Source organism: Sandarakinorhabdus sp. (assembly GCF_032115815.1).
Classification (GTDB): domain Bacteria; phylum Pseudomonadota; class Alphaproteobacteria; order Sphingomonadales; family Sphingomonadaceae; genus Sandarakinorhabdus.
Window position 1 is genome coordinate 1 of the sequence record NZ_JAUMBI010000106.1, and the last position, 14,261, is coordinate 14,261.

Sequence of the window (14,261 nt, forward strand, 5' to 3'; positions counted from 1 at the left end):
CTAAACCAGAAGGCCAGTTCTATGATCTGGCACCCGACGCGATAAAAAGGGCTGTGTGTCGGACGCATTATGCGGAACTCAGGCTGGCGCTGGCAAATTTGCTACAACGGGCCACGCGGTTGCCGACGCAAGCGCCTGCAGACGAAACTTATGAAGCACTTGACGAGCGCGACCGCCAGCTCGCGGCGCAGTGGGGGAGGAGCAATGAAGATGCCATCGTCGCGCAAATGCTGTCTGCCCGTGCCGCAGAAAAGGTTGTTGCCAAATTGTACCGAGAAGCTGGGGCTACTGTGGACGATGTTGCCGTTACCCAACTTGAAAACGTCGGCAATGACTGGAAAACCCACGATCTTCTGATCGATGGAACCATAGCGATTGATGTAAAGAACGCTCGAAGGCCAGTCAACGCAAACCAATTCTATGTAGAACACACGGTACCTAGGTTCAAGATTGATAGGAAAGGTGAAGACGTACGTATTGCAGCTGTGTTATCACCTTATTTGCAAAAAACGTATATTGATCATCCTCGGATTGCCCCTTTCAAGGTGGAAGCAGTTGTTTTTCTGGGCGAAACTAGCCAGAAGTATATTCAAAGGCTTGAAAGTCGCTACACATCTTCTCAATTGAAGGTTGAGCGTGGCAATCAGCGCACGTTCCCAAATTGGGTGTTCTGCTATCCTGAGCGCTGGTATCCAGGCCTACGGGACGAAATCGATAAGGTCCGGGACCTTTGCGCCGCAGTCCCTGACCACCATTGGTACCATGTATTCCGCGCCGAGGAAGCGCTAGCAGCGGCAGCGGCGTTCTGTGCAATGCGGGGGCCGATTCCTGCTGCACTGGCGGAACATTTTTCATCCCACAAGCTAAGTTTCTACCGTAGATTGCAAAATAATCTGCATGCAATTCCATATGTCCCAGACATATTTCTGACCATACTGTCAGATTTCGTTGGCGCTGTCATTGTCAGCGATCCCGAATATTCGCCAGAGATTTACAATTACATATTCGTATTGCAGGATTTTGACTTTAACGATCGGAGGCCAGGCGTTCGCCGGTGGCCACTGGGTGCCATTGATCCACTGCAGTTGGTATCTGGCCTTGTGAAGGCATTGACGGAACTCTGGGAGCATTCGTCGCGAATGCAGTTGAGGGAATTTGCCAGCTTTCGCTTTCGCGGTCTTGGCCTGTTAGAGGCCCGCCGACGCAATGACCTGCAGTGGACGACAATCCTCGCCTATTGCGGGGGCATGGTTTACGAGAAAGATGATGGTGGAAACACCGTCATGTCGGATGCGGGCCTCCCGAAACCTAAGGGCAAATGTGGGCACTCGCCCTTGGTCCTTGGCAAGAATATGACCTGTCCCAAGTGCCACAAGCTGCAGTGCGAGAGGTGTGACTATTGCAGCGACGCGTGTCGGGAAGAGCGATTTCAACGTTTGACACCCAGATCCCATACGACCTGAAGCAATAGCCGCACTTGCCCGGTGGCGATCCGATCGTCGAGTACGGCGTACTCCAGCGCGGCCTTTGCCCCATGAATGCGGGTTTTGTGGGGGTTACCTTCACCCCAACCGAACCACCATCTCCGATGTTATCTTTTTCTTCCCAGCATCACGCTACTTTTGAGCCCAGCCATCTCCGCATTAGGTTGCGCCTGCTCGCTCCGCTCATCCGCAAGACGTGGCGCACGCTGTCTGCCAACCGGGTCAATTCGGGACGTCAATTGTTGTCCTCCTCCTCCCCGTCCCCCTTCTTCTCCCGCAGGGTCCACAGTTGCCAGCCGGCGAAGGCGAGGACAGCGAAAAGGCTGACCCCACCTTCGATCAGGCCGTAATATTCAACCGGGATATTCATCGCCTTAGCGCCGGATCGGGCCGTCTGGCCCATAGAGCGGGAACGGCGGGCGCTTGGGCGTGGGCGGCGGGTTTTTGGCGAGGGCGTCCATGGCCAGCGCCACCGCCTTTTCCAGTTGCGGATCGCCGCCGGCCATCATGGCGGCCGGGTCTTGATCCACCTCCACATCGGGCGGCACGCCGATATTTTCCACGGCCCACTCACTGGCAGGGGAGAAGAAGCCCACCGACGGGCTGGTGAGCTGGCCGCCGTCCATCAACGGCGGGATGCCGCCGATGCCGACCAGGCCGCCCCAGGTGCGTTTGCCCACCAATGGCCCCAGTTTGAAATCGCGGAACATCCACGGCAGCATGTCCCCACCGCTGGCCGAACCTTCGTTGATCAACATCACCTTGGGCCCCAGCACGCTGGCCGATGGCGTGCGATCGATGCGGCCATAGCGCGGTTGCCACCAGCTGATCAGGCGGCGGTTCATCACATCGATCATGTAATCCGCCGCCTGGCCGCCGCCGTTCCAGCGATCATCGATCACCATGCCCTGCCGATCGGTCTGCGCGAAATAATAGCGGTTGAAGCTGGTGAAGCCGCCGCCGCCGGTGTTGGGCAGATAGACATAGCCGAGCTTGCCGCCCGAAAGCTTGTCCACGCGCTGGCGGTTGTCTTCAATCCAGGTGAGGTTGCGCAGGCGGGCTTCGCTGGCGATGGGCACCACCGTCACGTCACGCGGCGCAGCGCCGGCGCGGGCGATGGTGAGCATCACGGCCTGATCGGCGGTGCCTTCCAGATAACGCTGAATATCCTCGGTGCCGCTCACCGTCGCGCCATTGACGGCCGTGATGCAATCGCCGGCCTTCACGTCCAGGCCGGGGCGGGCGAGCGGGGCCTTGATATCGGGCGTCCAGGTGCCGCCATCGTGGATGCGGGTGAGGCACCAGCGGCCATCCTTGATCTCGTAATCCGCACCCAGCAAGCCGCCCGGCACGCGCTTCGCCACCGGGATCGCGCCGCCGCCACCGCGCAAGTGGCCGATGGAAAAGCCGGTGAGCGCTTCGTGGAAGAGATAGTTGAGATCCCCGCGCGACTGGATGCCAGGGAGGAACGCGGCCAGCGATTTTTCCGCCGCCGCAAGATCATAGCCGTGGAAATTGGGATCATAGAAATAGGCGCGCTGCACCCGCCAGACTTCGCGATACATCTGCGCCCATTCCGCCGCCGGATCGATGCGGGCCATCAGGCCATCGGTTTTGACGCGGGTATCGGGATCGCTGGCCTTGAACGGCTTGTTGGCATCGGCGACCAGCCAGGTGGATTGCCCGGCCGGATTGGGCGGGGTGCGGACGAGCAATTTGGTGCCGTCGGCCGACAGGCTGAACTGTTGCGCCTTGTCGAACAGGGTCTCGGTTTTCTTGCCTTCAAGCTGCCAGCGCAGCAGCGTCGCGCCGGGGCGTTCATCGGCATCCACGTCGAGCGGTTCGTTGGCGCGCAGCAGCCAGAGCACGCCGCCCTTGCCCGCCACCAGATTGCGATAATCCGCCACCGGAAGCGGCAGTGCCGTCAGCCGCCGGCCAATTGCCGGCAGCGAAAGGCCAGCAATGTCCACCCGAATTGGCGTGATTGCGGGCGTGGCAGGCTTTTTCGGATCGGCCTTTTTGTCGGGCGCAGCGGTGGCAGGAGGCGCTTTTTCGTCCCCCAGTTCCGGCGCCAGCGGCGATGGCGTGCCTTCGGCCAGCGCCAGCGCCCACACGCTCATGGTGGGCTGATAGACATTAGACGACATGTCGAGCGGCATTATGGTGCCGCCAGCGTTGTTGGAACTGAGGAAATACAGATACTTGCCATCGCGATCGAAGGTCGGCTCGCTGGCTTGTCCCATCGCGTCGGTGATCTGGGTGGCTTTGCCGGTGGCGACCTCGTGCAGCATCAAAACCGGGAAATGGTTGCCGGAAACCCGTGCATAAACAAACCATTGGCCATCAGGCGACCACGCCATGCCGCGCGAACCACTGGCAAAACCGCCAAACTCGTCCGCCGGGCCGGCGGCGCTGAGCTTGCCGGTGGCGAGATTGAGGATCCACGTGTTCAACCTGTTGTCTTTAAAGGCAATATGCTTGCCATCGGGCGCCCACAGCGGATCGGAATAATAGGCCGGCTCAGGCGCCAGCGCATATTTCTTCACCGCCTTGCCGGCCCCCTGCTGGGACGCGACATGCAGGGCATAAAGCCCTGATTCATCAGAGAAATAGGCGATGGACTGGCCATCCGGGCTCCACGCCGGGCTGCGCTCCATGGTGCCGGCGGTGGCGGTGATGGTGCGGATCATGCCTTCCTTCACCGGCACCGTGATGATCTCGCCATGGGCCTCTACCGCCGCCCTGATGCCGGTGGGGGAGATGGCCACATCGCGCACCTCGGCGGCGACACTGGCCACACGCGGGCGCACATCGGGCATATCGCCATCCAGATCGATGTTCACGGCCACGGGTTCAGCGCCGGGGGTCAGCGTGAAGATCGTGCCAAGTCGATCAAAAACCAGCTGTTTTCCATCGGTGGAAAGGCTGCGGATATCGGAACCGCGGTTCTGCCAAACCAGCGACGCCTGCCCGCTCGCCGGATCAAAGCGATAGACGCTGACCGGCCCCTTGCGGCCCGACAGGAAATAGACCTGGCCGCCCAACCACACCGGCGAGAAATCCGCGCCGCCATCCTGCGGAATCTTTTGGGTTTTCAGGCCGTTCAGTTCCGTGATCCACACTGCGCCCGTAAGCCCGCCACGATAATTTCCCCAAGCGGTGTAGCGGGTGTGGTTGAAGGAAAAGCCCTGTTCCTGCGGGGTATAGGCAATGGATTTGCCATCGGGGGACATCATCCCCGCGGACGCTATCGGCAGAGGCAGCGCGCTGGCGGCGCCGCCGCCGGCCGAGACGTGCCACAGGCGTGTGTAGCGGCTGGCGGAATCGCGGTTGGAGCGGATAATCACGCGGGCGCCGTCGGGCGTCCAGCCTACGGCGGCATCGCCGGCCGGGTGGAACGTCAGCCGCTTCGGCACACCGCCAGCGACCGGCACGGTGAAGACATCGGTGTTGCCATCATATTCGCCCGTGAAGGCAATGGTTTGCCCATCAGGCGAGAAGCTCGGTGCCTGCTCGATACCGACGCCGGTGGTGAGACGCAGCGCCTTGCCGCCGCCGCGCGGAGCCACCCACAGATCCCCGCCCGACACGAAGGCAAGGTGCGTCGCGCTGAGCACCGGCGATTGCAGCAGCCGCGCTGGGCTAGCCGCCTGCGCCGACGTTGCCAGCCCCAAAGCCAGCATGCCAACACCCATCCAGCGCTGCCTGTTCATCCCGAAGTCCCCCAAATCATTGACTAGCGCGGAAAGTGGCAGCCTGTGTTGCGCCCGTCAATCACTCCACCACGGCACACCTGCCGGCAGGTCGGCGCTGGCCTTGCCGGGGAAAGATGGACTGCGCTTCTCGAGGAACGCCGCCACGCCCTCCTTCACATCCGGCCCGCCGCCCAGCGCGATGTTCCAGGCGGCATCCACTGCCAGCGCGTCCTCCGGCCCGGCGCTGCTGCCCAGCCGCCAGAGCATGGCGCGGGCCAGCGCAATGGCCACAGGTGCGGTGCCTTCGCTGACCTCGGCGGCAATGGCGCGTGCGCGGGGCAGCAGTTGGTCAGGCGGCACTACCTCGCTCACCAACCCTCCGGCCAGTGCTTCGGCGGCGTCGAACACCCGCCCTGACAGGCACCAGCGCAGCGCCTGCGGCAGGCCGACCAAGCGCGGCAGGAACCAGGCGCTGCCCGCTTCCGGCACCAGGCCGCGCCGGGCAAAGACGAAACCGACACGGGCGCCTTCCGCCGCGATGCGCACGTCGCACGGCAATGTGAGGGTGATGCCCACACCCACCGCCGGGCCATTAATGGCGGCGATTATCGGCTTCTTCGATTCGAACAGGGCGTGGATGAAGCTGTCCTGCTTGCCGCGCCGTTCGTCGCGGCCGCCGAAATTGCCGGCGCCTTCGCCGGCCATGTCAAAGCTTTCGGCGCCGGCCGACACGTCCGCCCCGGCGCAGAAGGCCCGCCCCGCCCCGGTGATGATGATGGCGCGAATGGCATCATCATCGCTGGCCGCGCGCACCGCGCGGGCCAACGCCCGGCCCATCGCATCGGTATAGGCGTTGAGTTTTTCCGGCCGATCAAGCGTGATCGTCATCACCCCGGCTTCGTTGCTGACAGTCAGCCCATCTTGCGCCATCATCGTCTCCCCTGCCCGGGTATGCTGCGCCGGAGACAGGGAGGCAGCAACGACTGCTTTGGGGAGGAAACATGCTGCGCTTGCGCCAAATTGCGATGGTTGCACCGGACCTTGCGCCGGTGGAGGAAGAAGTTGGCCAGATGCTGGCGGCCACCGTCTGTTACCGCGATCCCGGTGTGGGCAAATATGGCCTGCACAATGCGCTATGGGCGCTGGGCGGCACATTTCTGGAGGCACTGGCGCCCTTGCAGGAGAATACGACTGCAGGTCGCTACATGGCAAGGCGCGGAGGCGCCACCGGCTACATGGTCATTCTCGACACGGATGATCTCGCCACCGTGCGGGCCCGGCTGGGCACGCAGAGCGTGCGGCTTGTCGAGGATCTCTCTGTCGGCGATGCAGCGCTCCACGCCACTGCCCTGCACCTGCACCCGCGCGACACCGGCGGCTGCCTGCTCTCCATCGATCATCACGGGCCGGACAGTGGCATGATGGGCAGCTACATGTGGGCCGGCAGCGCCTGGCACGCCCACGCCAACCCCCGCCTTGCCATCAGCGGCGCGGTGATGACCTGCGATGACCCGGCTGCCACCGCGTCGCGCTGGAGCCATATTCTTGATCGGCCTGCCGTGCCGCATGGCGCTGGCTGGCGCGTCGCGCTGGATAATGCTGCGCTGGATTTCATGCCAAACAATGGCCCGGCCGGCGAGGGGCTGGCGGCGATCCGCCTTACCGGCCTCAACGCCCCGGCCCGCAGTTGCGGCCTCGATTTTCTTCCGGAGACGAACCAATGAGCTATGAAGCCGGCACCGAAGACCTGCTGGCCAGCGTCGTTGACGGCGTACTCACACTCACCTTGAACCGCCCGACGGCGCGCAATGCGCTGTCGCGCGCAATGCTCGACGGGCTGGCGCGGCTGCTGGGCGAAGCCGAAGCCGATCCCGCCATCGGTGCCATCGTGATCACCGGTGCGGGCGGCGCATTCTGCGCCGGCGGCGACGTTAAAGGCATGGCAGCGCGCAATGAAAGCGGCGAGCCTGAACCCATCGATGTCGCCATCGCCCGCCAGCGCCGCAACCAGCGCGAAACCGCCGGGCGCCTGCATGCCATGCCGAAACCCACCATTGCCGCCATCCCCGGCGCGGCGGCCGGTGCCGGCCTTTCCATCGCGCTGGCCTGCGATCTGCGCGTGATGGCCGATACCGCCTTCATGACAACCGCCTTCGCCAAGGTCGGTTTCTCCGGTGACTATGGCGGCACCTATTTCCTCACCGCGCTAGTGGGCGCCGCCAAGGCGCGGGAGATGTATTTCCTGTCCGATCGCATCGATGCCGCTGAAGCCTTGCGGCTGGGGCTGACCAACCGCGTGGTCCCGGCCGACGCCCTGATGGCCGAGGCGCAGGCGCTGGCCGTACGGTTGGCCGCCGGCCCGCGCGTCGCCTATCGCTACATGAAGGAAAATCTCAATCGCGCCTTCTCCGGCGGCGACATGGATGATTGCCTCGATCTGGAGGCCACCCACCATGTCCATTGCGGGCTGACAGAAGATCACAGGGACGCGGCCAAGGCCTTCGTGGAAAAACGCGCGCCGGTGTTTAAGGGGCGTTAGGCCAGCATCCCCAGCTTGCGGGCAAAGTCCGCCACCATTTGCGCATGCCGCTCCGGCGCTTCCTCGTGGGCGAGGTGGCCAAGGCCAGGCAGGCCGTGATGCTCGGCGCTGGTGCCGTGATGGGCAAGGCGCTGCGCGACGATGTGGCTTGTGGACGGCGGCACAGTCTTGTCGCGCTCGCCGTGCAACAGCAGCACCGGGCATTTGATATGGGCAATGCTGCGCTCGATCGTGTCCAGATCCCAGTGCGCCATCAGCGAGAGCGCGCCGCCCGTATGGCTGGGATTGCGAAACAGGCGTTCGTAATAGGCCACCTGCTCGCGGCTGGAATGCGAGCCGGTCCAGCGCTTGAGCAGATCGGGCATCGACTGGAAGCGGGTGGTGAACGAGAAGATCGACGGCATGAACGGGTTGACGAACAGCGCCTTGGCCAGACTGGGGTAGGCCTTGCCCATACCCTCGAACGGCAGCAGCGCCCCACCCAGCGAAACGATGGCTTGCGGCTGCAGATGGCCGCCTGCGGCCAGCATGAAGGCAATTGCCGCCCCCACACTGTGGCCCAGGATCAGCGCCGGTTGCACACCCAGTTCCGCCAGCAACGCGGCCAGCGCCTTGGCGACATTGTCGGGATCAGGCGAATAGAGTTTCTGGGTGAAGCCATGGCCGGGCAGATCGGGGATGACCAGCCGGAAATGCGGCGCCAACAGCGGCGCCAAGCCGGCGAAACTGTGCGTGGTTGCCCCAGTGCCGTGGATCAGCAGCAGCGCTGGCGCATCCTCTGGCCCGGTCATCTGCACATGAAATTTCACGCCACCGGCGGTGACGAACTGGCTCCATTCCTTGTGCGGCACATGACGGCCATCGATATCCCAACGCATCAGACCGCCCCACCACTCGCGGCCTTCACCGCCGCCACCACTGACTTGGCATCAACCCGCGGCAGTGTCACCAGCCGCGCCCCCATCGCATTTGCCAGTTCCGCCCCCTGCGGGCGCGGACGCGGGCTGCAATCGATGAACACGGCCGGAATGCCACTCACCCGGAACGCCCGCGCCGACGCAAGCGCTGCGTCCTGTGGGCTCTGCGTAGCGCTGCCGCCAACATTGGCCCGGCCATCGGTGAGCACCACTACCAGCGGCGTGCGGCCCCTGCCCTTTTCGCCTTCCGCCACCTTGCGGGCCATATCCAGCCCGGCAGCAAGCGGCGTGCCGCCACCGCCAGCAAGTCCGGCCAGTTCCTTCTTGGCGCGCGGCAGGCTGCGGGTGGGCGGCAGCGCCAGTGCGGCTTCGGTGCCGCGAAAGGCCACCAACGCCACTTCAGCGCGCTTCACATAGGCTTCGGCGAGCAGCAGTTCGACCGCGCCCTTGGCCTCAGCCAGGCGCGCGAACGCCGCCGAGCCACTGGCATCAACGGCAAAAATGGTGGTCGATTGCGTCTGCGCGATGAAGCGACGGATGCGCAAATCGTCGGTGCGAATGGCGAGGCGGCCGTCCTCGCGGACGGGGCGGATCTTCTGCCACGGGGCGGCGGTCTTGATGGTTTCAATCAGCGCCAGCCGCGCGCCGCGGCCCGGCATGCCAGGGCGCACGCCAGCCGGGCGCCCGCTGGTGATACTCTTCTGCTTGGCGCCGGAAGAACCGCTGGCCTTGGGCGCCTTGCCCAACGTGCCGGCGGCCAGCGCATCGAGCAGGCCCGGCGGCAGAGCGGTTTGCGCCGCATCCAGGATCATGTCGGTCGGATCAAACGGCGGCGGTTCCGGCTGTTCCTGATCGTCGCCCTGGTTGTCATCGCTGGGCGGCGGTGGCGGCGGCGGCTCTTCCGGCGGCGGTTGATCTTCGGGCTGTTCTTCGGGCGGCGGCGGCTCTTCCTCGGGCGGCGGCGGCAGGCGGGTGGCGCGCGGGCCGAGCACCAGCGCGGCGGCGGCCGCCATGTCGGCCTCGCGCAGATGCGCGATATCGTCCTGCCGGTCATCGGCGCGGGCGTGAGCGCGGGCGACGCGCACGGCCATGATCGGCGCGCGCACAGACGCGATGCCCAGCGCTGCTGCCGCCACGGCCAGGGCGGTCTCCGGATCCTTCGCGATGGCGCCGGGTTCGGCCAGCATTTCCAGCGGCGGTGGCGGCGCTTCGCCGGCGATCAGTTGCGCCATCGGCAGGCGGACGCTGTTGAGGTCGATATGAATGGCCAGCCGGTCAGCGAGGCCCTGCGGAATACGCTCGCGCTCCGCATCTTCGGGGTCGCCTTCGTCGAACAGCACCAGTGGCGGCGCGCCATCGTCGATCGCCGTGGCCAGCCGCGCGGCGAGCGCCGGATTGAGCCGCTCCGCCATCGGCACCACCAGCGCCTTGCCCTGGGCATCGGCCAAGATACCGGCGCGGTGCACGGGTTTGCCGCTGGCCAGCGTCGCGGTCAGGTCCAGCCCGCCATCCATCGCTTCGGCATCGGCACTGGCCGGCAGGCGGCGGGTGGGGACGACAAGGTTCAGCGCATCGGCCCAGGCATCGCGTACCGGGCCGGGGCGGGCGCGCAGCAGGATGCCGCCGATGCCATTTCCGGCGGCCACCAGCACGTCGATCGCCGCCAGTGCCAGCGCCCAGCGTTCGTTGCTGTCGTCCTCCCCTAAAGGGGTCATGCCGGGATAAGTTCCGCGATGGCGCGGGTGATGCGGGCGGTGGAGCCAGTGTCGTCCAGCACATTGCGGCGCAGGCGGTGGCGCAGCGCCATGGTGGCGACTTCGGCCAGATGATGCGGCTTCACATGTTTCTTGCCGGCCAGTGCCGCCTGGGCGCGGGCGGCACGCAGCAGGGTCAGTTCCCCACGCAGGCCATCAGCACCTACCGCAGAGCAAAGCTGAGCACCGAGACCCAGCATTTCGTCTTCCACCTGCACCTTGGACAGCAGTTTGCGCGCCTTGGCGATGGCTTCCAGCGTGTGCTGCTCGCTGCCCTCGAATTCGGCCACAAAGCCTGCCGGGTCGCGATCGAAGCGGTCGCACCGTTTCACGATCTCGATCCGGTCACCAATATCGGTCGGGGTGCGCACATCGACCGACAGGCCGAAACGGTCAAGCAACTGCGGGCGCAGTTCACCCTCTTCCGGGTTGCCGGAGCCGACCAGGATGAAACGCGCCGGGTGGCGGATCGAAAGCCCCTCGCGCTCGACGACGTTGGTGCCCGACACGGCAACATCGAGCAGCAGATCGACGAGATGATCTTCGAGAAGGTTTATTTCGTCGATATAGAGAAAACCGCGATTGGCCTTGGCGAGCAGGCCAGGTTCGAAGCGCTTTTCGCCGGTGGCCAGCGCCCGTTCGAGATCGAGGCTGCCGACGACGCGATCTTCCGTGGCGCCCAGCGGCAGATCGACAAAGGGCACGGCGCTTTCCTCGACATGCTTGCCAGCGCGTTCGCGGCAGCCTTCGATGCAGGGGCTGCGATCATCGGGGGCGCATTTGTACCGGCAGCCGGGCACGACCTTCATGGGCGGCAGCAGGCCGGCCAGCGCGCGGACCGCGGTAGATTTTCCGGTGCCGCGATCGCCAAACACCATGACGCCACCCAACCGCGGTTCCACGGCGGCGAGCAGCAGCGCCTGCTTCATCTCGGCCTGGCCAACAATGGCGGTGAACGGAAACGGGGTGCGCGCAGCGATTGCCATGGCCGTTGCCTTAAGCGGCAGGCCGCCTTGCTGCAAGCCGGTCGGCGATGTGTCGCGCGTAGCATGACTCCCGGCAAACTTTACAACTCGTTACTATTGAGTTAAATTTATTGCAGTAGTAAGTCGGGGGTATGTAGCATGAGTAAGTTTTTGGGTTTGGCCATGAGTGCCACACTGCTGGCGGCATCGCCGGCGCTGGCGATCACCAACCTGGTGAGCAACGGCAGTTTCGAGGCTGGCCTCGCCAACTGGACGATCGGCGGCAGCGACGGCCAGAATTTCCCGCCAGTCGCCATTTTCTACAACAGCGCAGCGGCCTATCCGATTGGTGCCTTTGGCGAATCGGTCCCGCCCGATAACAGCGCTTCGAACAGCCCGGATGCAGTTGGCCAGCGCGCCGCCTATTTCGTTACCGATCTGGCGCGTGCCCAGTCGTTATCGCAAACCATCTTCCTGACGCCGGGCCGCTATGAGTTCGGCTTCTCCGCCTTCGCGCCGCAGAATGGCTACAACAACGCCGGCGATGCTCGCTTCCAGGCCACCATCCTGGGCACCACGGTCGCCAACTATCTGGTGTCCACCGGTCCGGTGCGCACATGGCAGGCCTTCACCGGCCAGACCACGATCCAGACCGCTGGCCTGTACACGGTGAACTTCCAGTTCGACACCAACCTCAATCCGTCGAAAGACATCGTGATCGACCGCGTTTATGTGGGCTCGGTACCGGAACCGGAGAGTTGGGCGATGCTGCTGGCCGGCTTTGGCCTGATTGGTCTGATGCGCCGCCGCTCACAGGGCGCCACGGTGGTTTCGGCCTGAACCTTCACGCCGCAGGCTGACAAAAGGAAACCCCGCAGCGCCAAACGGCCTGCGGGGTTTCTGCTTGCCGGTGCGCGCTGAACCGAAGCTCAGCCGAATGGTGCCTCAAGGCTGCGCGATGGCTGTGTGAACCACTGCGGCCCGGATTCGGTCATGTGGAAACAATCTTCCAGCCTGATGCCGAACCGGCCTGGCAGATACAGGCCGGGTTCGTTGGAAAAGCACATGCCCGGCGCCAGCGGTGTCGTCTCGCCGTGCACAAGATTGACCGGTTCATGCACATCCATGCCGATGCCGTGCCCGGTGCGATGCGACAGGCCGGGCAGTTGATAGCGCGGGCCAAAGCCGCGACTTTCGTAAAATCGCCGGACGGCATCATCCACTTGGCCCGCCGGTGTGCGCAGTGTTGCCGCCGCCTGCGCCACCTGCTGGCCCTGGGCCACGATATCCCACACCCGCCGCACCTCATCCGGCGCGCGGCCAAAGACAAAGCTGCGTGAAATATCCGCAGCATAGCCGCCCACTTCGCAGGTGCAGTCCAGCAGCACCACTTCGCTTGTCCGCACCTGCTGCGGGTTGCGGGATCCGTGCGGATAGGCCGATGCCTCGCCTAGCAGCACGCCGCTGCCGGTGGATTTCCCGCCAAGCGCCGCAACGGCGCTGTCGATCAGCGCGGCGATATCCGCCGGCTTCATGCCGGCCTTGATGCGCGGATGGGTCCAGCGCAGCGCAGCCAGCATCACATCATTGGCGGCCTGCATCAGGGCGATTTCGGCTAGAGTCTTTACCAGCCGGCAGGCGCGCACCACCGCGTTGGCCGATACCATGCGGGCACCCGGCAGGCGCGTTGCCAGCCCATCACTGATGAAGAAGCGCACGCTTTCCTCGATGCCGATCTGCGCCTTGGCAGCACCACGTTCGGTCAGGCCGGCGGCCAACAGCGCCAGCGGGTCCTCGTCTTCCTGCCACACCCGCACCCCGGCCGGAATGCCCAGGCTCTGGCGAATGGACGGCTCTTCGAAAAACGGCGTCACGATGATCGGTTCACCACTGGCCGGGATGATGGCAGCCGTCACACGCTCGCTGCGCCACCACTGCACGCCGGTGAAATAATCGAGGCTGGCCCCCGGTTCCAATATGATCGCGGCCATGCCGGCGTTGGCCATCAGCGCCTGGGCGCGCGCAATGCGGCCGGCGCGTTCAGCGGCATCAATGGGTTTGATGCCGGTGGTGATTGGCGTGAGCCCGCTGGTATCGACGCCAGTAGCGGCGGCGGCAGCGCGCAAAGGCGACGGCAGGGCGGCCAGCCCGGCAAGGCCAAGGGCGGTGGCAGCGAAGCGGCGGCGGTTCGGGCGAAGATCGATCATCGCCCGAACCTCGCAGCTTGGGTCATAAAAGCAAGAGGGGCGCCGCCAGGCCGGCGACGCCCCCACCAGTCAGATATCCCTGCGGATCAGAAGTCCTTGCGCAGTGTGACGAAGAACTGGCGCGGCGGCGCTGGCAGCAGAGTCTGGTTGTCACCGGCAAAGCCGAAGCCATTGGAACCGATGGTGGCGATGTAGCGCTTGTCGAGCAGGTTGGTCACCGTGCCTTCGATGGCCAGACCGTTCAGCCAGCGGTTGTCGCTGGTGATGCGATAGCCGATCTTGCCGTCCACCACGACGCGGCCACCCACCGACTGGTCGTTGGAGAAGGTGAAGAAGCGCTTTGACATGGCGTTGGCATTGGCGCGGCTATAGAAATTGCCATCGTCATAGGCGATTTCCAAATCGCCAATGTGGCGCGGGCTGTCCACAACGGTGCGGCCGCGGATGGCCTGCACCACGACGCCAGCGGCGTTCACCACATCGTCCTGGTAGGTGTTCTCGTTATAGGCATAGCTGGCGGTGATGTTGACGGCCTTGACCGGCTGCCAGGTCAAGCCCAGTTCCGCGCCCAGCGAGCGGACGTCGCCAACGTTGGACTGGATCGGCGCGTTGCCCACGATGCCCGGCCCCTGCGGGATGGCAAGGATGCGGTTGGAGAAATTGACCAGATAGGCGCTGACGACACCGCGCACGCTGCCCT

Annotated in this window: 12 protein-coding genes; 4 read left to right on the top strand and 8 right to left on the bottom strand. The window is 64.6% G+C overall.

Annotated features, from left to right (window positions below):
- Nucleotides 1-1,463, top strand: a 1,463-nt coding sequence (locus tag RT662_RS06440; RefSeq protein WP_313669879.1) for a hypothetical protein, incomplete at its 5' end; no start/stop codon positions are given.
- A 256-nt stretch (nt 1,464-1,719) separates the two neighbouring features.
- Here RT662_RS06440 and RT662_RS06445 read toward each other — a convergent pair.
- From RT662_RS06445 to RT662_RS06455, 3 genes are read right to left on the bottom strand one after another with little or no spacing between them, the layout of a single operon-like run.
- Complete coding sequence (locus RT662_RS06445) at nt 1,720-1,854, bottom strand: hypothetical protein (protein ID WP_313669880.1); 135 nt, start codon at nt 1,852-1,854, stop codon at nt 1,720-1,722.
- 4 nt (nt 1,855-1,858) lie between these two features.
- Nucleotides 1,859-5,197, bottom strand: coding sequence for a PDZ domain-containing protein (locus tag RT662_RS06450; protein WP_313669881.1), 3,339 nt, complete (start codon nt 5,195-5,197; stop codon nt 1,859-1,861).
- A 57-nt stretch (nt 5,198-5,254) separates the two neighbouring features.
- A complete protein-coding gene (locus tag RT662_RS06455) occupies nt 5,255-6,112 on the bottom strand; it encodes an enoyl-CoA hydratase-related protein (protein WP_313669882.1) in 858 nt (285 codons plus the stop codon).
- Nucleotides 6,113-6,180: 68 nt separating this feature from the next.
- Here RT662_RS06455 and RT662_RS06460 point away from each other — a divergent pair, with 68 nt between their 5' ends.
- Together RT662_RS06460 and RT662_RS06465 are read left to right on the top strand one after the other, a co-directional pair.
- Nucleotides 6,181-6,903, top strand: coding sequence for a VOC family protein (locus RT662_RS06460; protein WP_313669883.1), 723 nt, complete (start codon nt 6,181-6,183; stop codon nt 6,901-6,903).
- Nucleotides 6,900-7,718 (top strand): enoyl-CoA hydratase-related protein, encoded by an 819-nt coding sequence (locus RT662_RS06465; RefSeq protein ID WP_313669884.1) that lies wholly within the window; start codon nt 6,900-6,902, stop codon nt 7,716-7,718. Before RT662_RS06460 ends, RT662_RS06465 begins: the two co-directional genes overlap by 4 nt.
- On the opposite strand, the gene bchO is transcribed toward RT662_RS06465, so the two are convergent.
- From bchO to bchI, 3 genes are read right to left on the bottom strand one after another with little or no spacing between them, the layout of a single operon-like run.
- Nucleotides 7,715-8,596, bottom strand: a complete 882-nt coding sequence (gene bchO, locus RT662_RS06470; RefSeq protein ID WP_313669885.1) for an alpha/beta fold hydrolase BchO — start codon at nt 8,594-8,596, stop codon at nt 7,715-7,717. The two genes, RT662_RS06465 and bchO, sit on opposite strands and share 4 nt — an antisense overlap.
- Nucleotides 8,596-10,350 carry a magnesium chelatase subunit D gene (locus tag RT662_RS06475; RefSeq protein WP_313669886.1) on the bottom strand — a complete coding sequence of 585 codons (1,755 nt, stop codon included), beginning with the start codon at nt 10,348-10,350 and terminating at the stop codon, nt 8,596-8,598. Before RT662_RS06475 ends, bchO begins: the two co-directional genes overlap by 1 nt.
- Nucleotides 10,347-11,375 (bottom strand): magnesium chelatase ATPase subunit I, encoded by a 1,029-nt coding sequence (bchI, locus tag RT662_RS06480; RefSeq protein ID WP_313669887.1) that lies wholly within the window; start codon nt 11,373-11,375, stop codon nt 10,347-10,349. The genes RT662_RS06475 and bchI overlap by 4 nt, the downstream gene beginning before the upstream one ends.
- Before the next feature lie 162 nt (nt 11,376-11,537).
- On the opposite strand from bchI, the gene RT662_RS06485 reads away from it, so the two are divergent.
- A complete protein-coding gene (locus RT662_RS06485; RefSeq protein ID WP_313669888.1) occupies nt 11,538-12,194 on the top strand; it encodes a PEPxxWA-CTERM sorting domain-containing protein in 657 nt (218 codons plus the stop codon).
- A gap of 89 nt (nt 12,195-12,283) precedes the next feature.
- On the opposite strand, the gene RT662_RS06490 is transcribed toward RT662_RS06485, so the two are convergent.
- Complete coding sequence (locus tag RT662_RS06490; protein WP_313669889.1) at nt 12,284-13,561, bottom strand: Xaa-Pro peptidase family protein; 1,278 nt, start codon at nt 13,559-13,561, stop codon at nt 12,284-12,286.
- A gap of 86 nt (nt 13,562-13,647) precedes the next feature.
- Nucleotides 13,648-14,261 (bottom strand): TonB-dependent receptor (locus RT662_RS06495; protein WP_313669890.1); only part of this gene is annotated, 614 nt, incomplete at its 5' end.